At 69.4% G+C, this 21,102-nt stretch carries 18 protein-coding genes; 12 read left to right on the top strand and 6 right to left on the bottom strand.

Going from position 1 to position 21,102, the window contains the following annotated elements; genetic code table 11:
• Window positions 1–612 (bottom strand): sodium-dependent bicarbonate transport family permease (locus BN948_RS23395; protein WP_035624221.1); only part of this gene is annotated, 612 nt, incomplete at its 3' end.
• 87 nt (window positions 613–699) lie between these two features.
• Between BN948_RS23395 and BN948_RS23390 the strand changes: the two genes are divergently transcribed.
• The 5 genes from BN948_RS23390 to BN948_RS23370 all read left to right on the top strand — a co-directional run bounded on the left by BN948_RS23390 (window position 700) and on the right by BN948_RS23370 (window position 10,646).
• Window positions 700–1,587, top strand: coding sequence for a LysR family transcriptional regulator (locus tag BN948_RS23390; RefSeq protein ID WP_009516113.1), 888 nt, complete (start codon window positions 700–702; stop codon window positions 1,585–1,587).
• A 139-nt stretch (window positions 1,588–1,726) separates the two neighbouring features.
• The gene (locus BN948_RS23385; protein WP_009516114.1) at window positions 1,727–2,941 is read left to right on the top strand and encodes an efflux RND transporter periplasmic adaptor subunit; all 1,215 of its coding nucleotides are present in this window, start codon (window positions 1,727–1,729) and stop codon (window positions 2,939–2,941) included.
• A 7-nt stretch (window positions 2,942–2,948) separates the two neighbouring features.
• Complete coding sequence (locus BN948_RS23380) at window positions 2,949–6,074, top strand: efflux RND transporter permease subunit (protein ID WP_009516115.1); 3,126 nt, start codon at window positions 2,949–2,951, stop codon at window positions 6,072–6,074.
• 5 nt (window positions 6,075–6,079) lie between these two features.
• Window positions 6,080–9,220 (top strand): efflux RND transporter permease subunit, encoded by a 3,141-nt coding sequence (locus tag BN948_RS23375; protein WP_009516116.1) that lies wholly within the window; start codon window positions 6,080–6,082, stop codon window positions 9,218–9,220.
• 31 nt (window positions 9,221–9,251) lie between these two features.
• Window positions 9,252–10,646, top strand: coding sequence for an efflux transporter outer membrane subunit (locus BN948_RS23370; protein WP_158515853.1), 1,395 nt, complete (start codon window positions 9,252–9,254; stop codon window positions 10,644–10,646).
• A 39-nt stretch (window positions 10,647–10,685) separates the two neighbouring features.
• Here BN948_RS23370 and BN948_RS23365 read toward each other — a convergent pair whose 3' ends face one another.
• The gene (locus BN948_RS23365; protein WP_009516118.1) at window positions 10,686–12,572 is read right to left on the bottom strand and encodes a hypothetical protein; all 1,887 of its coding nucleotides are present in this window, start codon (window positions 12,570–12,572) and stop codon (window positions 10,686–10,688) included.
• Window positions 12,573–12,658: 86 nt separating this feature from the next.
• On the opposite strand from BN948_RS23365, the gene BN948_RS23360 reads away from it, so the two are divergent.
• The 5 genes from BN948_RS23360 (at window position 12,659) to tcuB (ending at window position 18,361) form a co-directional block, all read left to right on the top strand.
• The gene (locus BN948_RS23360; RefSeq protein WP_009516119.1) at window positions 12,659–13,960 is read left to right on the top strand and encodes an FAD-binding oxidoreductase; all 1,302 of its coding nucleotides are present in this window, start codon (window positions 12,659–12,661) and stop codon (window positions 13,958–13,960) included.
• 3 nt (window positions 13,961–13,963) lie between these two features.
• Window positions 13,964–14,704 (top strand): SDR family oxidoreductase, encoded by a 741-nt coding sequence (locus BN948_RS23355; RefSeq protein WP_009516120.1) that lies wholly within the window; start codon window positions 13,964–13,966, stop codon window positions 14,702–14,704.
• A gap of 4 nt (window positions 14,705–14,708) precedes the next feature.
• The gene (locus tag BN948_RS23350; RefSeq protein WP_009516121.1) at window positions 14,709–15,674 is read left to right on the top strand and encodes a LysR family transcriptional regulator; all 966 of its coding nucleotides are present in this window, start codon (window positions 14,709–14,711) and stop codon (window positions 15,672–15,674) included.
• 109 nt (window positions 15,675–15,783) lie between these two features.
• A complete protein-coding gene (gene tcuA, locus BN948_RS23345) occupies window positions 15,784–17,199 on the top strand; it encodes an FAD-dependent tricarballylate dehydrogenase TcuA (protein ID WP_009516122.1) in 1,416 nt (471 codons plus the stop codon).
• Window positions 17,186–18,361, top strand: a complete 1,176-nt coding sequence (tcuB, locus tag BN948_RS23340; RefSeq protein WP_009516123.1) for a tricarballylate utilization 4Fe-4S protein TcuB — start codon at window positions 17,186–17,188, stop codon at window positions 18,359–18,361. Before tcuA ends, tcuB begins: the two co-directional genes overlap by 14 nt.
• A 4-nt stretch (window positions 18,362–18,365) precedes the next feature.
• Here tcuB and BN948_RS23335 read toward each other — a convergent pair whose 3' ends face one another.
• The 3 genes from BN948_RS23335 to BN948_RS23325 are packed head-to-tail and all read right to left on the bottom strand — an operon-like array spanning window position 18,366 to window position 19,622.
• Window positions 18,366–18,854 carry a DUF6622 family protein gene (locus tag BN948_RS23335; RefSeq protein ID WP_009516124.1) on the bottom strand — a complete coding sequence of 163 codons (489 nt, stop codon included), beginning with the start codon at window positions 18,852–18,854 and terminating at the stop codon, window positions 18,366–18,368.
• A gap of 11 nt (window positions 18,855–18,865) precedes the next feature.
• Entirely contained in the window at window positions 18,866–19,096 is a 231-nt protein-coding gene (locus tag BN948_RS23330; RefSeq protein WP_009516126.1) for a DUF2798 domain-containing protein, read from the bottom strand.
• Window positions 19,097–19,127: 31 nt separating this feature from the next.
• The gene (locus BN948_RS23325) at window positions 19,128–19,622 is read right to left on the bottom strand and encodes a DUF2938 family protein (RefSeq protein ID WP_009516128.1); all 495 of its coding nucleotides are present in this window, start codon (window positions 19,620–19,622) and stop codon (window positions 19,128–19,130) included.
• An 84-nt stretch (window positions 19,623–19,706) separates the two neighbouring features.
• On the opposite strand from BN948_RS23325, the gene BN948_RS23320 reads away from it, so the two are divergent.
• The gene (locus BN948_RS23320) at window positions 19,707–20,135 is read left to right on the top strand and encodes a helix-turn-helix domain-containing protein (RefSeq protein WP_009516130.1); all 429 of its coding nucleotides are present in this window, start codon (window positions 19,707–19,709) and stop codon (window positions 20,133–20,135) included.
• Window positions 20,136–20,231: 96 nt separating this feature from the next.
• Here BN948_RS23320 and BN948_RS23315 read toward each other — a convergent pair whose 3' ends face one another.
• On the bottom strand, window positions 20,232–20,681 hold the full coding sequence (locus tag BN948_RS23315) for a hypothetical protein (RefSeq protein WP_009516132.1): 450 nt from the start codon (window positions 20,679–20,681) through the stop codon (window positions 20,232–20,234).
• 94 nt (window positions 20,682–20,775) lie between these two features.
• Between BN948_RS23315 and BN948_RS23310 the strand changes: the two genes are divergently transcribed.
• Window positions 20,776–21,102: helix-turn-helix domain-containing protein (locus tag BN948_RS23310; protein WP_272945558.1), on the top strand; the 327-nt coding region annotated here is incomplete at its 3' end.

Here is a 21,102-nt window from a genome sequence, read left to right as displayed (position 1 = left end):
CCCGGCCTCGCCGCTGAGGCAGCCCACCACCAGCGAGCCGAGCAGCAGCAGCTGCGCACCCCCGGTGAAGGACTCCCGCAGGATGCCACCCAGCGGCGGGCCACCGGCGGCGGGCGGGCCCGACAGCGCGGCCTGCCCGCCGCCCACCACCAGCACCGCCCGCGAGGCCTGGCGCGCCGCGTTGGCCAGCAGCACGGCCATCAGGATGGCCGGGGTCTCCATCAGCACCATGGCCACCGTCATGTGGGCGCCAGGCACCAGGCCCTGGTTCTCCAGGTACTGCGTGGCCGCGACGAAGCTCACCGCGCTGACCGAGCCATAGGCGGCGGCGACGGCCGCGGCGTCGAAGCGCGAGACGTGCCGCCGCAGGAAGGCGTAGCCCAGCGCGGGCACCAGGAAGGCCATGAACAGGGCCGCGCCCAGGCCGCTGAGCATGGCCGGCGAGAGCCCGGACTCTGCCAGCGCGAAGCCCCCCTTGAGGCCCAGCGCCATCAGCAGGTAGAGCGACAGGAATTTGCCGATGGCGGGCGGGATCTCCAGATCAGAGCGCAGCGCGCCGGCGAGCACACCGAAGACGAAGAAGAGGATGGCGGGGTCGAGCAGGCTGGTCATGGGCAACTCCAGGTTCGGCCCGATGCTAGGCACGACGAGGTGTTCCGTAAAATCGATTTATTCACAAAGATATATAGAGAAAACTCTATGAACGTGAGCTTTCGGCAGCTGCGCTTGTTCCTTGCGCTGCAGGAGAGCGGCAGCGTGAGCGGTGCCGCGCGGTCCCTGCACGTGACCCAGCCCACCGCGTCCATGCAGCTGCGCGAGATCGCCGACAGCGTGGGCCTGCCGCTGTACGAGGTGATCGGCCGCAAGGTGCACCTCACGCCCGCCGGGCTCGATCTGGCACAGACCGCGCGCGCCATGGTGCGCGAGTGGGAAAACTTCGAGCAGCAGGTGGCCGCCGCCAAGGGCCTGGCGCGCGGCCACCTGAAGGTCTCGGTGGTGAGCACCGCCAAGTACTTCGTGCCGCGCCAGCTCGGCCGCTTCTGCCACAAGCACCCGGCCATCGACGTCGCGCTGGAGGTGCTCAATCGCGACGGCGTGGTGCAGCGCATGCGCGAGAACCTCGACGACCTCTACATCATGTCCATGCCGCCCGCCGACCTTGCGGTCGAGGGTGAGGTGTTCATGGCCAACCCCCTGGTCGTCATCGCGGCGTCGCGCCACCCGCTCGCCCGCACCCGGGGGCTCGCGCTGCGCGGGCTGGCCGATCAGCGCTTCATCCTGCGCGAGCGCGGCTCGGGCACGCGCATGGCGGTGGACCGGTACCTGCGCGCCCAGCGTTTCGCGCCGGACGTGCGCATGGAGCTGGGCAGCAACGAGGCCATCAAGGAGGCGGTGGCCGGCGGGCTCGGCCTGGGCGTGATCTCGCAGCACGCGCTGCATGGCCAGGCGCGCGAGCACGGCGTGGTGGTGCTCGACGTGCAGGGCTTTCCCATTGCGTCGCAGTGGAGCATCGTCCACCTCGCAGGCAAGCGCCTGTCGCCGATCGCCCTGGCCTTTCGCGATCACCTGCTCAGTCAGCCGCGCTGAGGCCGCTGGTGCGGCGGGCGCGGCCGCGGGTCTTTCATGCGGCCGTAGTTGCGAGTGGCTATCATTTGCCGAGACATCCCCAGCGCGCCCGCGGCGCCTTGCGTGCACCGCGCGGTGCGCGCCCTCCAAGCACCCTCCCATGCCCGACCCCGATCGATCGCCCGCGTCCCCGTCTCACCGTCCCTGGGCGCGCGGCCTGCTGTGGCTGGGCCTGCTGCTCATCGTGGGCGTGGCGGCCTGGTGGTTCCTGCTGCGCCCGCCGCAGACGCCGCCGCCCATGCCCAACCAGTGGCGCGGCCCGGTGGCCGTGCGCGTGGAGGCGGCCCGCACCGAGGACTTCACCGTGCAGGCCCGCGCCGTCGGCACCGTGGCGCCCTACAACACGGTCGTCGTGCGCAGCCGCGTCGCCGGGCAGCTGGCGCGCGTGCTGGTGCGCGAGGGCCAGCGTGTCACGCGCGGCCAATTGCTCGCCGAGATCGACCCCGAACCCCTGCGCGTGGCGCTGGCGCAGGCCCAGGGCCAGCAACAGCAGAACCTGGCCCAGTTGCGCAACGCCGAGAGTGAGCTCGCGCGCTACGAACAGCTCTTCACGCGCGACGCCATCGCCCGCCAGCAGCTCGACCGCCAGGCCGCGCTGGTGCAGCAGTTGCGCGGCACGCTCAAGGCCGACCAGGCGCAGGTGGACAACGCGAAGCTGCAGCTCTCGTACACGCGCATCGAGGCGCCCATCGCCGGCCGCGTGGGCCTGCGCCGGGTGGACGCCGGCAACCTCATCGGCGCCAACGACGCCGAGGGCCTGTTCACGCTGACGCAGACGCAGCCCGTGGCGGTGCTCTTCAGCGTGCCCGAGCCGCAGGTGGCCGACGTGCGCGCCGCGCACGCGGAGAAGACGCCGCCCGTGGTCGAGGCCTGGGACCGCGACAACCGCACGCGCCTGGCCACCGGCCGGCTCGACACGCTGGACAACCAGATCGACGCCGCCACCGCCACCCTGCGCCTGAAGGCCCGCTTCGAGAACGCCGACGACGCGCTCTTTCCCAACCAGTTCGTCAACGTGCGACTGGCGCTGCGCCAGTTGCCCGGTGCCGTCACCATCCCCACCGACGCGGTGCAGCACGGCTCGCGCGGCAGCTACGTGTACGTGATCGTCGACAACAAGGCGCGCGTGCGCGACCTGACGCTGGGCCCGGCCAGTGGCGGTCGCACCGTGGTGCTCAAGGGCTTGGCGGCCGGCGAGCCCGTGGTGCTCGAAGGCCTGGACCGCCTGGAGGACGGCCGCGCGGTGAACGTGGTGCAGGCCACCGAGCTGCCGGCGAATTCGCCGCTCGCCCCGGACGCCGCCGCGCCCCGCTGAGGACGCCATGTCCGCCGCGCCCTCGCTCTCGCGCCCCTTCATCCTGCGGCCGGTGGCCACCTCGCTGCTGATGCTGGCGGTGCTGATCGCCGGCTTGCTGGCCTGGCGCCAGTTGCCCGTGTCCGCGCTGCCGCAGGTGGATTACCCGGTCATCCAGGTCTTCACCTTCCAGCCCGGGGCCAGCCCCGACGTCACTGCGCGCACCGTCACCGCGCCGCTGGAGCGCAGGCTTGGCCAGATCCCCGGCCTGGCGCAGATGTCGTCCACCAGCTCGGGCGGCGCCTCCGTCATCACCATGAAGTTCGCGCTGGAGGTGGACCTGGGCGTGGCCGAGCAGGACGTGCAGGCCGCGCTGCAGAGCGCCAACAGCCTGCTGCCGTCCGACCTGCCGGCCCCGCCCATCTACCGCAAGGTGAACCCGGCCGACGTGCCCATCCTCACGCTGGCCATCAGCTCCGGGACCCTGCCGCTGCCGCGCGTGGTCGATCTGGTGGACACGCGCATGGCGGGCCAGCTCTCGCGCCTGCCCGGCGTGGGCCTGGTCAGCCTGGCGGGCGGGCAGCGCCCGGCCATCCGCGTGCAGGCCAACAGCCGCGCGCTCGCCGCCAACGGCCTCACGCTGGAAGAGCTGCGCACGGCGATTGCCGCCGCCAACAACAACCAGCCCAAGGGCAGCTTCGACGGCGAGCTGCGCAGCACCATGCTGGACGCCAACGACCAGTTGCGTTCGGTGGCCGAATACCGCCGTCTCATCGTGGCCTGGCGCAACGGCGCGCCGCTGCGCCTGGGCGACGTGGCGAAGGTGGAAGAGGGCGCGGAGGACCGCTTCCTCGCCGCCTGGGCCGGCATGGCCTGCGCCGACGGGCAGAACGCCAACTGCGGCCTCGCGCCCGCCGTGCTGCTCAACATCCAGCGTCAGCCTGGCGCCAACGTCATCGCCGTGGCCGATCAGGTGCGCGCGCTGCTGCCGCAGCTCACGGCCACGCTGCCGGCCACGGTGAAGGTGCAGGTGGTGTCCGACCGCACCGAGAGCATCCGCGCCTCGGTGCGCGACGTGCAGAAAGAGCTGCTGTTCGCCATCGCCCTGGTGGTGCTGGTCACCTTCGTCTTCCTGCGCACGCCGGCGGCCACGCTCATTCCCAGCGTGGCCGTGCCGCTGTCGCTGGTCGGCACCTTCGCGGCCATGCTGTTGCTGGGCTACTCGCTCAACAACCTCAGCCTCATGGCGCTCACCATCGCCACCGGCTTCGTGGTGGACGACGCCATCGTCATGCTGGAGAACATCGCGCGCCACCGCGAGGAAGGCGCGGGCCCGATGGAGGCCGCGCTCAAGGGCGCCAGCGAGATCGGCTTCACCCTGGTCTCGCTCACCGTCTCGCTGGTGGCGGTGCTCATCCCGCTGCTCTTCATGGCCGACGTGGTGGGTCGCCTGTTCCACGAGTTCGCGGTCACGCTGGCCGTGGCCATCTCCATCTCGCTCGTCGTCTCGCTCACGCTCACGCCCATGATGGCCGCGCGCATGCTGCCGCGGCCGCTCACGCATGGCGAGCAGAGGGACTGGCTGAGTGGAACGATCGAGCGCTACGGCCGCTGGCTCGACTGGGTGCTGGCGCGCCAGCCGCTCGCGCTGCTGGCCATGGCCGCCACGCTGCTGCTCACGGGCCTGCTCTACCTGGCCGTGCCCAAGGGCTTCTTCCCCGTGCAGGACGCGGGCGCCATCCAGGTCGTCACCGAGGCGCCGCAGAGCGTGTCCTTCGGCGCCATGGCCGAGCGCCAGCGCGCGCTGGCCGACGCCCTGTTGAACGAAGCGCCCGTGCACAGCATCGCTTCCTACATCGGCGTGGACGGCAGCAACGCCACGCTCAACAGCGGGCGCATGCTGATCACGCTGGCGCCGCACGCGCAGCGCAGCGTGTCGGCGGGCGATCTCATCGAACGCCTTCGCGAGAAAGCGCGCGGCGTGGACGGCATCCAGGCCTGGTTCCAGCCCGTGCAGGAGCTGAGCCTGGAAGACCGCATCAGCCGCACGCAATACCAGTTCACGCTCAGCTCGCCCGACAGCGCCCTGCTGGCCGAGTGGAGCGAGCGCCTGCTGCAGGCCTTGCAGCAACGCCCCGAGCTGGCCGACGTGGCCGGCAACCTGCAGCGCGAGGGCCTGCAGGCCTACCTGGAGGTGGACCGCGACGCCGCCGCGCGCCTGGGCCTGCGCATGAGTGACATCGCCTCCGCGCTGCAGAGCGCCTTTGGCCAGCGCCAGGTCAGCACCCTGTTCACGCACGCCAGCCAGTACCGTGTGGTGCTGGAAAGCGACGACGCCGCGCGCGGCGGCCTGCAGGCGCTGGAGGGCGTGTTCGTGCGCCCTGCCAACGCAGGCGCCGACGCCGCCCCCGTGCCGCTGTCGGCCGTGGCGCGCGCGGTGGAGCGGCGCGCGCCGCTGGCCATCGAGCACCAGGGCCAGTTCCCCGCCGCCACGCTGTCGTTCAACCTCGCGCCCGGGCATTCGCTGGGCGAGGCCGTGGCCGCCATCGAAGAAGTGCAAGAGCAGATCGAACTGCCCCTGGCGGTGGAGCTGGCGTTCCAGGGCGCGGCCGAGGGCTTTCGCAGCTCGCTGGCGAACACGCTGTGGCTCATCCTGGCCGCTGTGGTGGTGATGTACCTGGTGCTCGGCATGCTCTACGAGAGCGCGGTGCACCCGCTCACCATCCTGTCCACGCTGCCCTCGGCCACGGTGGGCGCGCTGGCCGCGCTGCTGCTGGCGGGCCGCCCGCTGGACCTGATCGCGGTGATCGGCATCGTGCTGCTCATCGGCCTGGTGAAGAAGAACGGGATCATGATGGTCGACTTCGCGCTGGACGCGCAGCGCCGCCTCGGCATGAGCCCACGCGAGGCCATCCACCGCGCCGCGCTGCTGCGCTTTCGCCCCATCCTCATGACCACGCTGGCCGCGCTGTTCGGCGCCGTGCCGCTGATGCTGGCCAGCGGATCGGGCGCCGAGCTGCGCCAGCCCCTGGGCATCGTCATGGTGGGTGGGCTGATCCTGAGCCAGGTGCTCACGCTGTTCACCACGCCGGTGGTCTACCTGGCCTTCGACCGGCTGGGCCGCCGCCGCGCCGCACCTTCAACGGGCGCCTGAACGCCATGCACGCCCTGGCCCGCTTCTTCATCCGCCGCCCCGTGGGCTGCGTGATGCTGGCCGTCGCTGTGCTGCTCACCGGCCTGCTGGCGCTGCGGTTGCTGCCGGTGGCGCCGCTGCCGCGCGTGGACTTTCCCGTCATCGTGGTGCGCGCCAGCCTGCCCGGTGCCAGCCCCGAGAGCATGGCGTCCACCGTGGCCGCGCCGCTGGAGCGCTCGCTCGGCAGCATCGCCGGCGTCACCAGCATCCGCTCCAGCAGCAACCAGGGCAGCACCAACGTCACCCTGCAATTCGACCTGAACCGCAACATCGACGAGGCCGCGCGCGAAGTGCAGGCCGCCATCAACGCCGTGCGCGGGCAACTGCCCTCGGGCATGACGGGCAACCCCACGTTCGTGAAGGTGAACCCATCGCAGGCGCCCATCATGGCGCTGGCCCTGTCCTCCCCGCGCCTGCCGTCCTCGGCGCTGTACGACAACGCGTCCACCGTGCTGGCGCAGAAGCTCGCGCAGGTGGCGGGCGTGGGCGAGGTCACGGTGGACGGCTCGTCGCTGCCGGCGGTGCGCGTGCAACTGCAGCCGCAGGCCCTGGCGCACCGCGGCATGTCGCTCGACGACGTGCGCCGCGCCATCGCAGACGCCAACGCCTGGCGGCCCGTGGGCCTGGTGGAGCGCGACGCGCAGCGCTGGCAGATCGCGCTGCCCGATCCGCTGCGCACGGCGGCGGATTTTTCGACGCTGGTGGTGCGCAACGAGGGCGGCGCCCTGGTGCGCCTGGCCGACGTGGCCGAGGTGACCGATTCCGTGGAGAACCGCTACACCGCCGGTTACCACAACCACCGCCCGGCCGTGGTGCTGCTGGTGAGCCGCCGCCCCGGCGCCAACATCGTGCAGACCATCGACGCCATCCACGCGCAACTGCCGCAGTTGCGTGCACTGCTGCCGGCCGACACCGAACTCAGCGTGGTGATGGACCGCTCGCCCGGCATCCGCGCCACGCTGCGCGAGGGGCGCTTCACCCTCATGCTGAGTTGCGTTCTGGTGATGGCCGTGGTCTGGGCCTTCCTCGGCAGCCTGCGCACCGCGCTCATCCCCGCGCTGGCGCTGCCGGTGTCGCTGGTGGGCGCGCTGGCGGCCATGTGGTGGCTGGGCTTCTCGCTCAACAACCTGTCGGTGATGGCGCTGATCGTGGCCGCCGGCCTGGTGGTGGACGACGCCATCGTGGTGCTGGAGAACATCCAGCGGCACATCGAGCGCGCGCGCGCCGCCATGGCCGCGGCGGGCCAGCGCGAGGTCGGCCGGCGCACCGTGTGGCGCGCCGCCTTCGCGGGCGCGGGTGAGGTGGGCTTCACCCTGCTCGCCATGAACCTGGCGCTCATCGTCGTCTTCGTCTCCACGCTCTTCATGGGCGGCGTGGTCGAACGCCTGTTCCGCGAGTTCTCGCTCACGCTGGTGGCGGCCATGCTCATCTCGCTGGCGGTGTCCGTCACGCTCACACCCGCGCTGTGCGCGCACGGCCTGCCGGCCGGCCCGCGCACGCGCGCGCCGGGGCCGCTGGCGCGCCTCATCGCCACCGCGCTGGCCGACGTGCAGGCCGGCTACGCGCGCAGCCTGGCCTTCGCGCTGCGCCACCACTGGCTCACGCTGCTGGTGCTGATCGGCACCGTGGCGCTCAACGTCTGGCTCTACGTCGCCATCCCCAAGGGCATGCTGCCGCAGCAGGACACCGGGCAGCTCAGCGGCTTCGTGCGCGGCGACGATGGCTTCTCCTTCCAGGGCATGCAGCCCAAGGTGGAGGCCTACCGCCGCCTGCTGGTGGCCGACCCGGCCGTGGCCGACGTCACCGGCGTGAGCGGCGGCCGCACCGGCACCAGCAACTCCTGGTTCCGCATCCGCTTGAAGCCCCTGGCCGAGCGCGGCGAGTCCGCCGACGCGGTGGTCGCGCGCCTGCGCCGCGCCGCACCACCCATCGCGGGCGGCATCCTGTTCGTCTCGGTCGATCAGGACATCCGCCTCTCCGCTGGCGGCGGTGACGGCGAGTACGTCTTCGTCATGCGCTCCGATTCGCTGGCCGACCTGCGCCAGTGGACCAAACCCGTGGGCGAGGCGCTGCGCGCGCTGCCCGAACTGGCGGACGTGGACTTCGGCGTCGGCGAGGACGCGCAGCAGGTGGTGCTGCAGGTGGACCGCGAGGCCGCGCGTCGCCTCGGTGTCGACATGGACACCGTGACCAGTGCGCTCAACAACGCCTTCTCGCAGCGCCAGGTGGCCACGCTGTACGACGCCCTGAACCAGTACCGCGTGGTGATGGAGGCCGACCCGCGCGGCAATAGCGAACCGAGCGCGCTGGAAACCGTGCAACTGCTCAACAACGCGGGCGAGCGGGTGCCGCTCACGGCCATCGCCACGTGGACGTACGGCCTCACGCGCGACCGTGTGCAGCACGACGCGCAGTTCGCCTCCGCCAACATCAGCTACGGCCTGGCGCCCGGCGTGAGCCTGCAGCAGGCTCAAGCGGCCATCGAGCGCGCCGTCAACGGCCTGCTCTTGCCCACCAGCATCTCCACCGGCGACCGAGCGGGCGACCCGAACAGCCTGCAGGCTACGCTCAAGCGCCAACCCTGGCTCATCCTGGCGGTGCTGGTCACGGTGTACCTGGTGCTGGGCATGTTGTACGAGAGCCTGCTGCACCCGCTCACCATCCTGTCCACGCTGCCCTCGGCCGGCGTGGGCGCGCTGCTGGCGCTGCGTGTGTCCAACACCGAGTTCAGCCTCATCGCGCTGCTGGGCCTGTTCCTGCTGATCGGCGTGGTGATGAAGAACGCCATCCTGATGATCGACTTCGCCCTGGTCGCACAGCGCCAGCGCGGCCTCGTGCCGCGCGAGGCCATCCACGAGGCCGCGCTGCGCCGCCTCCGTCCCATCCTCATGACCAACCTGGCCGCGCTGCTGGGCGCCGTGCCCCTGGTGCTGGGCCTGGGCGAAGGCTCGGAGCTGCGGCGTCCGCTGGGCATCGCCATCATCGGCGGGCTGGCGGTGAGCCAGTTGTTGACGCTCTACACCACGCCCGTGGTCTATCTGATGCTGGAACGTTTGCGTGGGCGGCTGAATCCGCCACCTCGCGAACCCGTCGCCACGCCTGCTTGACGCCATGCCACCTTCGTTCCCATTCACGCCCTTGTCGCCCCGCCTCGCGCTCGCGGCTCTGCCGCTGGTGCTGGCCGCCTGCGCCGGCACGCGTGAGCCGCCCGCGCCGCGCATCGAATTGCCCGCCGGCTTCCAGTACGCCAACACCGAGGCCAACGCGCCCGCCGTGCCCATCGACCCCGAGTGGTGGCGCGCCTACGGCGACCCCGAACTCGACGCCCTGCTGCGACGCGTCGCCGAGGCCAACCCCGAACTCGCGCAGGCCGAGGCGCGCTGGCGCCAGGCGCTGTCGCAGGTGGACGCGGCGCGCGCGCTGGCACTGCCCAGCCTCGGTGCGGGCGTCGGCGTCACGCGCAGCGGCGGCGGCACCACCAGCAGCGGTGCCAGTGCCGGCACGCGCCGCCTCTACGACGCAGGGCTCGACCTGTCGTGGACGCCCGACCTCTGGGGCCGCGCCGCGCGCGAGCGCGAGGCCGCCGCGGCCGGCGCCGACGCCCAGGCCGCGCTGCTGGACGCCGGGCGCCTGGCCTTGCAACTGGCCGCCGCGCAAGGCTACGTGCGCCTGCGCGCGCTCGACGCCCACCTGGCGCTGCAGGCCGAGGCCGACGTCGCCTTCGCGCGCTCGCTGCAGATCACGCGCCTGCAGTACGAGGCCGGCCTGGTCGCGCGCGCCGACGTCATCCAGGCCGAGACGCAACTGCAGTCCCTGCGCACGCAGGCCTTCACCATCACGCGCCAGCGCGCGCTGGAGGCCAATGCGCTCGCGCTGCTGGCCGGCGCCACGCCTTCGGACTTGCCCATCGCCGTGCGCGAAGGCGCCTTGCCCGGTGTGCCGCCCGTGCCCGCCGCGCTGCCCGCCGATCTGCTGCGCCGCCGCCCCGACCTGGCCGCCGCCGAACGCCAACTCGCCGCCGCGCACGCGCGCCTCGGCATCGCGCAAACCGCCTGGTTGCCGGACCTCTCCCTCTCCGCCAGCGTCGGCTGGCAGGCGTCCAGCTTCGCGCGCCTGTTCGACACACCCTCGCGCGTGTGGTCGCTGGGCCCGCAACTCGCCGCCACGCTGTTCGATGGCGGCGCGCGCCGCGCCAACGAGGCCCTGTTCACCGCCGCGTACGACGAGCAGGCCGCGGCCTGGCGCGCGGGTGTGCTCGCCGCCGTGCGCGAGACCGAAGACGCGCTCGCGCAACTGGGCACCCTGGCCGAGCAGGAGCGCCAGCAAGCGCGCCTGGTGGAACTCGCCAACGAGAACGAGCGCGTGGTCGGCTACCGCTACGAGGCCGGCGAGATCAGCTTCCTGGAAGTGGCCACCGCGCAGAACCTCGCGCTGTCGGCGCGCCGCGCCGCGCTCGATGTGCGCGCAGAGCGGCTGGCGGCGAGCATGGCCCTGGTGGCGGCATTGGGCGGCGGCTGGCAGCCGCGGCCTTGAGGTTCAAGGCACTGCCGCCAGGCCGCGTCAAGCCAGCCGTCACCGGCCAGGCGGGTGTGCCGACTCCCAGGACAATACGCACAGCTTGACCGACATCTGCGGGTCGTACCAGGGGATGGGTCCACCGGGTGCCTTGATCGAAAAGCCGACGACACGGTCCTCGGGGCGGCTCGCCGCCTTGAAAAAATCCGCGGCTGCTGCGGTGGTGACCAGCGCGGGCGACAACAGGAAACCGGTCTGGCCCGCTTCGCGCAGGTATCGGAAATCGGCACTCCCCGTCGGTGTGGCCATCGTCATGCTAAGCACGGGGGGACCGGACAAGACACTCACGATCCGTCCGAGCCAGGTGGGCGTGATGTCGATTTCGGCCCAGACCGCTTGGTCAGGGCCCACCCAGGGAATCAGTACCGGCAAATCGAACGCCACCTCGGACGTGCGGCACAACTCGGACTGGGCCACTGGCGCAGCGCGGCGAGTCAACAGCAGTGCATTCGGCGTCTGCCGGTCAAGCTGGTAATGCCTTCGGTAAGCGCTCAGGGTAAGCGGATCTTCCAGCGCTGCGTATCGGCCATCGATGGGCTCGACGCTGAACACCACCGACCGCGGCGCGCGTGGGCCGGCGAGGAAATCCGCGTTGTGCCCCGACATGTAGCGGCTGGTGGTGAAGTAGGACTGGAACGCGGGCCGCGTGGCGATTGGCAAGCCGGACGCGTAAGCCAGACCGAACTCGAAAGGGAACACATCGATAGGGCCCTGGACATCGGCAAACGGAATGGCCGAGCGCGCCTGCGTGAGCGCCATGGCTTGGCGACGGCCCAATTCGGCATTCAGGGCGGCCCCGTATCCGGGGTCCAGAACGTATCGGATGCGATCCCTCACCGTGTGGACATACCCCTTGATGAACTCGCCCTGCGACAGGGGAACCGTGATCCAGGTGACCAGCGACGCCGCTGCAACCGCCACGGCAACGACCAAGCGCCGTTGGTGGCGGCCCAGCGCGTCGACGCTGGGGCTCCAGAGCTGGACGAGGCACACGAACGCCAGCGCAAGAAACGAGGCGCCGGGGTTCGCGCCATGCCGCACGAAGCCCATCTTGTAGGCCACCAGCAGATACCCGATCGTGAGGAGGCCGAGCACGGCGCCGGCCGGGTTGGTCATGCGCACAGTCGTCGCGACAAGGACGGTCGAGCCAACGATGAAGGCGCCCTGCAGCGCGACTGGCGCGGGCAGTCCCATGTCCGCGTTGTAGGCCAGCGAGACATCGACATAGCCGAGGACAAAGTCGACGAAGCCGGAGACGTGCTGGCCAGAGAGCCAGAACAGCAGGACGACGGACAACACGAAGCACACGGGGACGATGGGCCTGTAGTCCCGCACGCTGAAGCGGTAGACGCTCGCCAAGGCAATGGCGGGCAAGGTGAAGAACATGGCATTTGCCTTGACCAGGCAGGCAAACGCCGCGCCGAACGCCAGCAGAAGTGAAAGCGCGAGCTGTGCCGCATTGCCGCGCTGTCTTCGGCATTCCAGGTGACACAGCAGCAAGGCCGGCAGCAGCAAGTACACATCCCGCCATACCAGCAGGTGCAAGGTGAGGCCACACCAGGCCAGTAGGGCCCAGGCACTCCGGATGCGCAGCACCGAGAAACAACCGATGCCCAGGATCAGCAGGTAGGTGGCCCTGTAGAGGAGCTTTTCCTGATGGGTTTGCTCGAAGTAAATGGCCGATTCGATGAAGGACAAAGGTCCGTAGTTGAATATGATCTGGCTTCCGTGTTGGAGCCCGTTCTCATGGGCGTACGCCAACATCGCATGCCAGGACAGATCGAGCCCGCGCATGGACGGTGCGTAGACCACGTCGAGCAAGTAAACCAGAACGAACAGCGTCCCAAGCAGCGGCACTGCGAAAGAGAACAGTCGGGCCTTCATTTCATGGTTATGTCGAGCGAGCGAGGAATCGGGCACGGGTGCATTTTCCCTGGCATTCGCGAAAGCGTTGCCGCCGGGGCGGCCTGATGGAATTGCATGGCTGGGGGCGCTACCCGAGGCAGGACGCCCAGGTGGTCGAGCCGGTGTCGCGGCAGCAGTGCGTGCGTGCGGTGCCCAACGCCGGGCCACTGATTGCTCGCGGACGGGGCCGCAGCTACGGTGACAGTGCACTGGGCCCACAGGTTCTTTCCACACGCCATCTGGATCAGTTTCACGACTTCGATCCGCTCACGGGCCTGCTGTCTTGCGCGGCAGGCACGTCGCTGGATGACATCCTGAAAACCTTTGTGCCGCGTGGCTGGTTCCTGCCCGTCCTGCCCGGCACACGCTTCATCACCGTGGGTGGTGCCATTGCCAGTGACGTTCACGGAAAGAACCACCACCGCGATGGCACGTTCAGCGCGTATGTCTCGTCGATCCAGATACTTCTGGGCAATGGGGAGTGCGTCGTTGCGTCCCCGACGGACAAGGCAGAGCTTTTCCACGCCACCTGTGGCGGGATGGGGCTGACCGGCGTCATCGTGTCCGCCGTGTTGCGGCTCAAGGCGATCACCGCCAGCGACATCCTGGAGACTCGGATGAAGGCACCCAGCCTCGACGCCGTGCTCGAGGCCTTTGATGCGAATGCCGCCAGCGCCTATTCGGTCGCCTGGATGGACTGCATGGCGCGTGGCGCCAGCCTGGGCCGCTCCATTCTGGTGATGGGGGAGCCGTGCGTTGAGGGCCCGCTGGTCGCACGGCGGGCCAAGGCCTTTGGCGTACCTGCCGACATGCCGTCGGGCTTGCTCAATCGTGCGGTGGCCAGGGTGTTCAATGCCACGTATTACCGTCGGGCACGCTCAGGTGCGCCAACCACGCGAAAGCCGTTCGAATCATTCTTTGCGCCGCTGGATGCGATTGCCGGGTGGAGCAGCCTGTATGGCCGGCCGGGATTTCTGCAGTACCAGTTTGTTCTGCCCAAGGAAGCCGGCGTGACGGGATTGCGGGACATACTCAAACGCATTGGCCAGTCCGAACAGGGAGCCTTCCTCGCCGTCCTGAAACTGTTTGGTGACGCGAACGACAACCCCTTGAGTTTCCCCATGAAGGGGTACTCGTTGGCGGTGGATTTCAAGGCGGAAGCGGGAGTCTTCGAATTGCTCGATGTGCTGGATGGCATCGTTGCCGCGCACGGCGGGCGACTGTATCTCGCCAAAGATGCCCGGATGAGCGAAGCCACGTTCAAGGCGGGTTACCCCCGGTGGCAGGAGTTCGAGGAGGTGCGTGCACGCTGGCATGCCCACGGCAAATTCATGTCGACCCAGTCCCGCCGACTGGGTTTGGCCTAAGCGATGAACAACATTCTCATCATTGGCGCGACTTCCGCCATAGCGAAGGCGACTGCGCGTCGCTGGGCGTGCGAGGGGCACGCGCTCTGTCTGGTCGGGCGCGATATGGACCATCTGCGCGAGATCGCAGACGATCTGAGGGTTCGCGGCGCTCAGTCGGTCGAGTGCGCTGCTCTGGACGTGAACGACCTGGCGCGGCATGCTGAAGTGATCGACGCCGCCATCGGCGCGCTCGGGCGGCTCGACGTAGCCCTCATTGGCCACGGCACGTTGGGAGATCAGAAAGCCTGCGAGCAGGATGTCCAGATCGCACTGCAGGAACTGAACACCAACGCCATCAGCGTCATCTCGTTGCTCACCCATCTGGCCAACCGGTTCGAAGCGCAACAGCATGGCTCCATCGTGGTCCTCGGCTCGGTGGCTGGCGATCGCGGCAGGCAGTCCAACTATGTGTACGGCACCGCAAAAGGCGCGGTGGCGACTTTCCTGCAAGGCATGCGCAACCGGTTGCACAAGTCAGGCGTGCAGGTATTGACAGTCAAGCCGGGGTTTGTGGACACACCGATGACGGCTGCATTCGACAAGAAGGGGCCGCTGTGGAGTTCTCCCGATGTCATCGCCCAGGGAATCCTCCGGGGCATCGCCAAGCGACGTGATGTCGTTTACGCACCCTGGTATTGGTGGGGCGTGATGCTCGTCATCCGGTCGATTCCAGAGCGCATCTTCAAAAAGCTGTCGCTCTGACCCCATGGAACTGAGACAACTGCGCTACTTCGTCCGAATCGTCGAACTCGGCTCCATGAGCCGCGCCGCCGCCGAGCTCGACATGGTCCAGTCCGCGCTGAGTCAGCAGATCAGCCGGCTGGAGGGCGAGCTCAGCACGCGCCTGTTGCAGCGCACGCCGCGCGGCGTGCTGCCCACCGAGGCCGGCATGGCCTTCTTCCGCGAGGCCAAGCTCACCCTGCGCCACGCCGAGCAGGCCGCGCGCGCCGCGCAGGCCGCGCGCCTCTCGGGTTCCGTCAGCGTGGGCCTGGCGCCCACCACGGCCGCCGTGCTGGGCCTGCCACTCATGCAGGCCATGCGCGAGCGCTACCCCGACGTGCGCCTGCACCTGGTGGAAGGCATGTCCGGCCACCTCGCGGCGCAACTCAAGGCGCGCGAGCTCGATCTCGCCGTGCTGTTCGACCCGCACGCCGGGCAGGGCGCGCCCGCCCCCGGTGATCGCCTGATGGACCGTCAGCCGCTCTTTACCGAGGACATCTTCCTCATCACGCAGGCCAGCCGGCGCCAACGCAAACGCCTGAGGCTCGCCGACCTGGGCGACGAGCCCCTGATCCTGCCCACGCACCCGCACGGCCTGCGCCTCACGCTGGACGCGGCCTTCCAGCGCGCGGGCATCCGCCCCCAGGTGGTGATGGAGGTGGACTCGCTCTCCATGGTGATGGCCGCCGTGGACGCCGGCCTGGGCAGCAGCCTGCAGCCCTATGCGGCCGTGCACGGCTTCCCCGATGCGCAGCAGCGCTTTCGCCTCTCCCTCATCGACGACGCCCAGGTGCGCCGCACCAACCTGCTGTGCAGCCTGAGCGAGGACGAGCTCTCGCCCGCCGCCCTGGCCACGCGCGTGGTGGTGGTGGACTGCGCCAAGCGCCTCATCGAAGGCGGTGCGTGGCCCGGCACTCGGCTCTGGTCGCCGAACAGGGTTCACGAAAACTGATACCCCCATGCCTTGAGCCCGCTTCCCGGCGAAGCGGCGGCTGCCTAGAGTGCGGCCATCGCCGGTGGAAGGCCACCGGCCGTCCCTGAACGATTCCCACGAGGCTGGTTTGGAACCCGATGTCCTGGTCATCGGCGGCGGCAACGCCGCCCTGTGCGCCGCGCTCATGGCGCGCGAAGCCGGCGCGAACGTGCTGCTGCTCGAAGCCGCGCCGCGCGCCTGGCGCGGCGGCAACTCCGCCCACACCCGCAACCTGCGCTGCATGCACGACGCCCCGCAGGATGTACTGGTCGACGCCTACCCCGAAGAGGAGTACTGGCAGGACCTGCTCAAGGTCACGGGCGGCATCACCAACGAACACCTCGCGCGCCTGACCATCCGCGCCTCTTCCACCTGCCGCGACTGGATGCGTAGCCACGGCGTGCACTTCCAGCCGCCGCTCTCTGGCGCCTTGCATGTGGCACGCACCAACGCCTTCTTCATGGGCGGCGGCAAGGCGCTCGTCAACGCCTACTACCGCAGCGCCGAACGCCTGGGTGTGCGGGTGCGCTACGAAGCGCCGGTGGACCGCATCGAGGTGAAGAACGGCCGCTTCGTCGCGGCGCTGTTGCGCAACGGTGAACGCATCAGCGCGCGCGCCTGCGTGCTGGCGGCCGGTGGTTTCGAATCCAATCGCGACTGGCTGCGCGAGGCCTGGGGCCAGAACGAGCGCGGCGAATGGCCGGCCGACAACTTCCTCATTCGCGGAACCGCCTTCAACCAGGGCGTGCTGCTCAAGCACCTCATCGACGACCACCACGCCGATCGCGTCGGCGACCCGACGCAAGCGCACATGGTGGCCATCGACGCGCGCGCGCCGCTCTACGACGGCGGCATCTGCACGCGCATCGACTGCGTGTCGCTGGGCGTGGTGGTGAACCGCGAGGCGCGCCGCTTCTACGACGAGGGCGAGGACTTCTGGCCCAAGCGCTACGCCATCTGGGGCCGCCTCGTGGCCCAGCAGCCGGGGCAGATCGCCTGGTCGATCATCGACAGCAAGGCCATCGGCCGCTTCATGCCGCCCGTGTTCCCCGGCGTGAAAGCGCACAGCTTGCCCGAACTCGCGCGCCAGATCGGCCTGGACGAAGCCACCTTCATGCAGACCCTGAACGACTACAACGCTGCTTGCCGCGTGGGCCGCTTCGACCACACCGCGCTCGACGACTGCCACACCGAGGGCGTGGCGCCCGCCAAGACGCACTGGGCCCGCCCCATCGACACGGGGCCCTTCTTCTCCTACGCGCTGCGCCCCGGCGTCACCTTCACCTACCTGGGCCTCAAGACCGACGACACCGCCGCCGTGCGCTTCAACGACCAGCCCAGCGACAACCTCTTCGTGGCCGGCGAAATGATGGCCGGCAACGTGCTCGGCAAGGGCTACACGGCCGGCGTGGGCATGTCCATCGGCACCGCCTTCGGGCGCATCGCGGGCACCCAGGCCGCTGCCGCTGCGTTGAAGAAGGGAGCGCAACATGCAAGCGCTTGAAGCCCTCACGCGCGACGCGCGCGCCCTGGCCCAGGGCGACCCGGTGCCGGTGACGGACGCCGAGGCCGAGGTCGCACGCCAACTGCAGATCTGCAACGCCTGCCGCTACTGCGAAGGCTTCTGCGCCGTCTTCCCCGCCATGACGCGCCGGCTGGAGTTCCCCAAGGCCGACGTGCACTTCCTGGCCAACCTGTGCCACAACTGCGGCGCCTGCCTGCACGCCTGCCAGTACGCGCCGCCGCACGACTTCGCCGTCAACATCCCCAAGGCCATGGCCCAGGTGCGCGGCCAGACATACGCCGACTACGCCTGGCCACCCGCGCTGGGCAAGCTCTACCAGCGCAACGGCCTGGTGCTGTCGGTGGCGCTGGCGCTGGGCCTGGCGCTGTTCCTGCTGCTGGCCGCGGCCACGCAGGGCTCGCTCTGGGCCGACGCGCCGCGCGGCGACTTCTACCGCGTGTTCCCGCACAACCTGCTGGTCTCCATCTTTCTGCCGGTGTTCGCCTTCGTGGTGCTGGCGCTGGGCATGGGCGTGCGCCGCTTCTGGCGCGACATCAAACCCGCGACCGGCGGCGTGAATGTGCAGCCCCCCGCCGCCGCCGAGGCCGCGCACGACGTGCTGCGCCTGAAGTACCTGGACGGCGGCCACGGCGAGGGCTGCCACAACGAGGACGACGCCTACACCCTCTCGCGCCGGCGCTTTCACCACCTCACCTTCTACGGCTTCCTGCTCTGCTTCGCGGCCACCAGCGTGGGTACGCTGTACCACTACCTCTTCGGCTGGGTCGCGCCGTACGACTTTCCGAGCCTGCCCAAGCTGCTGGGCGGCACGGGTGGGCTCATGCTGCTGGCGGGCACGGCCGGCCTGTGGCACCTGAACCGGCGGCGCCATCCCGCGCACGGCGACCTGGCGCAGAAACCCATGGACCTGGGCTTCATCGCGCTGCTCTTCCTCACCAGCCTGACGGGCCTGCTGCTGTGGTGGGGGCGTGGCACGCCGGCGATGACGGTGCTGCTGTGCGCGCACCTGGGCGCGGTGATGGCGCTGTTCGCGACGCTGCCTTACGGCAAGTTCGCGCATGGGGTGTTCCGTACCGCTTCGCTGCTGCGGCACGCCGTGGAAAAGCGCTTGCCGAATCCGGTGGGGTTGGGGGCGGACTGAACACTCAGGCCTTGCGGGCCTTGGTGATGAGATTGATGGCCCTCGCCACGAAGTAGCCGCTGAGCAGCCCATAGACGGCAGACAAGGCGATGACGAACAGCGCCGACGCGATGACCTCGGCCTTCATGGCGAGCATCACGGCGTACGCGTACTTGGCCAGGAAGATCGCCATGATCACGGCGAGTGGGGCCCAACTGCCGGGAATGAAGAACGTCGCTGTGGCGGCGTCGTACTTCACGCGGTCATCGCGAAACCATCGGTAGCCAAGCAGGGCCGCCACGGCCAACGCAGCAGCCCAGGCCAGCAGCGGCAAGGGTCGAAGCCCGAAGCTGGACTGCACGCCCGCCAGCGAGAGGGCCACCATGCCGGCCGGCAGCAGCAGTGCGGGCAGCTTTCGCACGCGGCGCGTTCGGGTCTGCATGAGGCCGAACGCCAGCAACACGACGAACAGCGCGAAGACCCAGGCAGGCGTGTGGGACAGGATCTGGACCATGGGGGGTTACTTCACGGCTGGTTGGCGGTGAGCCGGGCCACGGCACGGCGCGTCAGCGGCGCCACGACCAGCACCACCGGAAAGGCCACGAGCCATGCGCTCAGCCAGGCGCTGATCCACAGGCCGGCAAACCCGTCGACGAGGCCGACAGCCCGCAGGGTGGAAATGCCCGACACCAGCAGCGACATCAGGCCAGAGAGGATCAGGCCAAAGAGGGCCGGTGCGTATTTGGCGGGAAACATTCGAGATCTCCTTCAAGGGGGGTAGTGTGGTTCAAGCCTGAACCGCCGCCAGAGCGGCGGCGGCCAGGTACAGCCCGCCACCGAACACGGTGTGGTTGGCCAGGTTGCGCAGGCAGTTCTTCATCGGGGCCGGCGTCTTCAGCGCCAGAAAGCCCGCACCCATGGCCGGTTGCATCACCAACCACGGCGCGGTCACGGTGGCGAGGCCGAACAGCAGGGCGGGCAGGGCCGTCGGTTGCACCAGCCACCCCCTGCCCACCGCGGCAACGAGCAATGCGGCGTAGGCGATGCCGACGAGGTAGTGGGTGAGCCAGCCCAGGCCGTGCTCGAACGGCAGGGGCGCCGCTTTCGCGATGGCGGCGTGGGCGAAACGGCCTTGGGCGAAGTGCCCCACCCAGCGCCCGACCATGGCGAAGCCGGCGGTGGGCACGCCCAGGCGGGCGAGGATCAGCAGCCACACGTCCATCACGGCCGTGGCGCCGATGCCGACCAGAACGATGGAGACAACGAGAGAGAAGGAAGGCATGAGGAATCTCCGGCAACCGGTTGACTTTCGAGAGCGATGGAGAAAGCATAGAAGTTGAAGTCAACTTCAAGTCAAGCGGTTTTTATGGACATCTCCGAAGTCGCCAAAAAGTCTGGCGTGGCCGCCTCGGCGCTGCGCTACTACGAACGCAAAGGCCTCATCCGTTCATTGACGTCGGTGGGGGCGCGGCGCCGCTTCTCGCCCGCGGTGCTGGACCAACTCGCACTCATCGCCCTGGGGCAGGCGGCAGGGTTCTCGCTGGATCAGATCCGGGAGATGTTCACGCCCGGCGGCGCGCCGCAGATCGATCGGGCCTTGTTGTCGTCCAAGGCCGACGAGCTGGAACGCATGGTCAAGCGGCTCAAGGCCATGGCCGACGGCTTGCGGCACGCCGCCGCGTGCCCCGCGCCCAGCCACGCGGAATGCCCGTCATTCCAGCGGCTGCTGAAAGCCGCGTCCGCCGGCGCGTTGGAGAACCGGCAGCGGTACAGGCCGCTGCGTCACGGCGAATGAGCGGAGCGCGAATGCGATGCATCGCCTGTGTGAAGGCTTCGCATCCGGCGCCATCGGCGCGTCTGACCTTGTGGCAATGCACAAGAAGCGGTCGGCTCACCCACCGCCAGACCGACTCGAAGACGCCTCAAACAGCAGGCGCCGGCCTGGGGCCTCGGCCACGGGCAACAGGTCGGTGTTGCGCACTTGCGGGTCGTCACCCAGCTTGAACAGCAAGGGGCCCAGGGCGGGAGGCTCGCATGGCCCTGGCGCCCACAGCGCGCCGATCCACTCCAGGGCCCAGTTCGGGCCCGCATCGTGGCGCCGGTCCAGGCGCGCGATGCCGCTGAGGTCCCCCACGGGAATCTGGGCCAACAGGTCCAGCAGCGTGTGGTCCCAGGCCACCAGGGAGGTCTGCGAGACCTTCTTGCCGTTGAAGGACACCTGATGGACGAGCAGGTACCAGGGCCGCTCCAGTGCGAGCGTGATGGCGGGCCAGTGCGTCTGACGCGGGGCGACTTTTGAGGGGTGGAGGAACTGGACGAGGCCGGGGGCGGTGATGAACACGTACTTACTCCCTGTGAAAGGGAGTGAATTGTGCCCAATATTGCGGTGACTGATATTGCGGCGTCACTTTGGAGAGGTCGTCAACACTTTTCGGGTGTCCGACCTTGCACCTGACCCTTCGTATTCGCTCAATCTGGCTCGCAACCTCACTGCTCTGCGCACAACGGGTGAATGGAGCATGCGAGCCTTGGCAGACCAGGCGCATGTCAGCGAGCGGATGCTGCTGTACCTGGAGAAGGGGCGCTCGAATCCGTCGTTGAGCACCGTCGAGAAGCTGGCACAGGCGCTAGGGGTCCAGGCGGGCTCGTTGTTTGGGAAGCGGCCTGTCGCGCGACAGGGGCCCGAGGTCTTCATCGAGGCGGTGGTTGCACAGAACCTCGTGGCGGCAAGGAAGCGGCTGATGCTGAGCCAGGACGGGTTG

The sequence above is a fragment of the Hydrogenophaga intermedia genome, from assembly GCF_000723405.1.
In the GTDB taxonomy this organism is placed as follows: domain Bacteria; phylum Pseudomonadota; class Gammaproteobacteria; order Burkholderiales; family Burkholderiaceae_C; genus Hydrogenophaga; species Hydrogenophaga intermedia.
Note: the sequence above shows the minus strand (reverse complement) of the source record. Positions and strands in the feature narration are given on the sequence as shown.

Excerpts from the sequence above, each read along its gene's own strand:
- BN948_RS23330 (WP_009516126.1), bottom strand. The coding sequence starts at position 19,096 with ATGTTTCCCGCCAAATACGCACCGGCCCTCTTTGGCCTGATCCTCTCT.
- BN948_RS23390 (WP_009516113.1), top strand. The coding sequence starts at position 700 with ATGAACGTGAGCTTTCGGCAGCTGCGCTTGTTCCTTGCGCTGCAGGAG.
- BN948_RS23360 (WP_009516119.1), top strand. The coding sequence starts at position 12,659 with ATGGAATTGCATGGCTGGGGGCGCTACCCGAGGCAGGACGCCCAGGTG.
- tcuB (WP_009516123.1), top strand. The coding sequence starts at position 17,186 with ATGCAAGCGCTTGAAGCCCTCACGCGCGACGCGCGCGCCCTGGCCCAG.
- BN948_RS23385 (WP_009516114.1), top strand. The coding sequence starts at position 1,727 with ATGCCCGACCCCGATCGATCGCCCGCGTCCCCGTCTCACCGTCCCTGG.
- BN948_RS23380 (WP_009516115.1), top strand. The coding sequence starts at position 2,949 with ATGTCCGCCGCGCCCTCGCTCTCGCGCCCCTTCATCCTGCGGCCGGTG.
- BN948_RS23355 (WP_009516120.1), top strand. The coding sequence starts at position 13,964 with ATGAACAACATTCTCATCATTGGCGCGACTTCCGCCATAGCGAAGGCG.
- BN948_RS23335 (WP_009516124.1), bottom strand. The coding sequence starts at position 18,854 with ATGGTCCAGATCCTGTCCCACACGCCTGCCTGGGTCTTCGCGCTGTTC.
- BN948_RS23325 (WP_009516128.1), bottom strand. The coding sequence starts at position 19,622 with ATGCCTTCCTTCTCTCTCGTTGTCTCCATCGTTCTGGTCGGCATCGGC.
- BN948_RS23320 (WP_009516130.1), top strand. The coding sequence starts at position 19,707 with ATGGACATCTCCGAAGTCGCCAAAAAGTCTGGCGTGGCCGCCTCGGCG.
- BN948_RS23365 (WP_009516118.1), bottom strand. The coding sequence starts at position 12,572 with ATGAAGGCCCGACTGTTCTCTTTCGCAGTGCCGCTGCTTGGGACGCTG.
- BN948_RS23375 (WP_009516116.1), top strand. The coding sequence starts at position 6,080 with ATGCACGCCCTGGCCCGCTTCTTCATCCGCCGCCCCGTGGGCTGCGTG.
- BN948_RS23350 (WP_009516121.1), top strand. The coding sequence starts at position 14,709 with ATGGAACTGAGACAACTGCGCTACTTCGTCCGAATCGTCGAACTCGGC.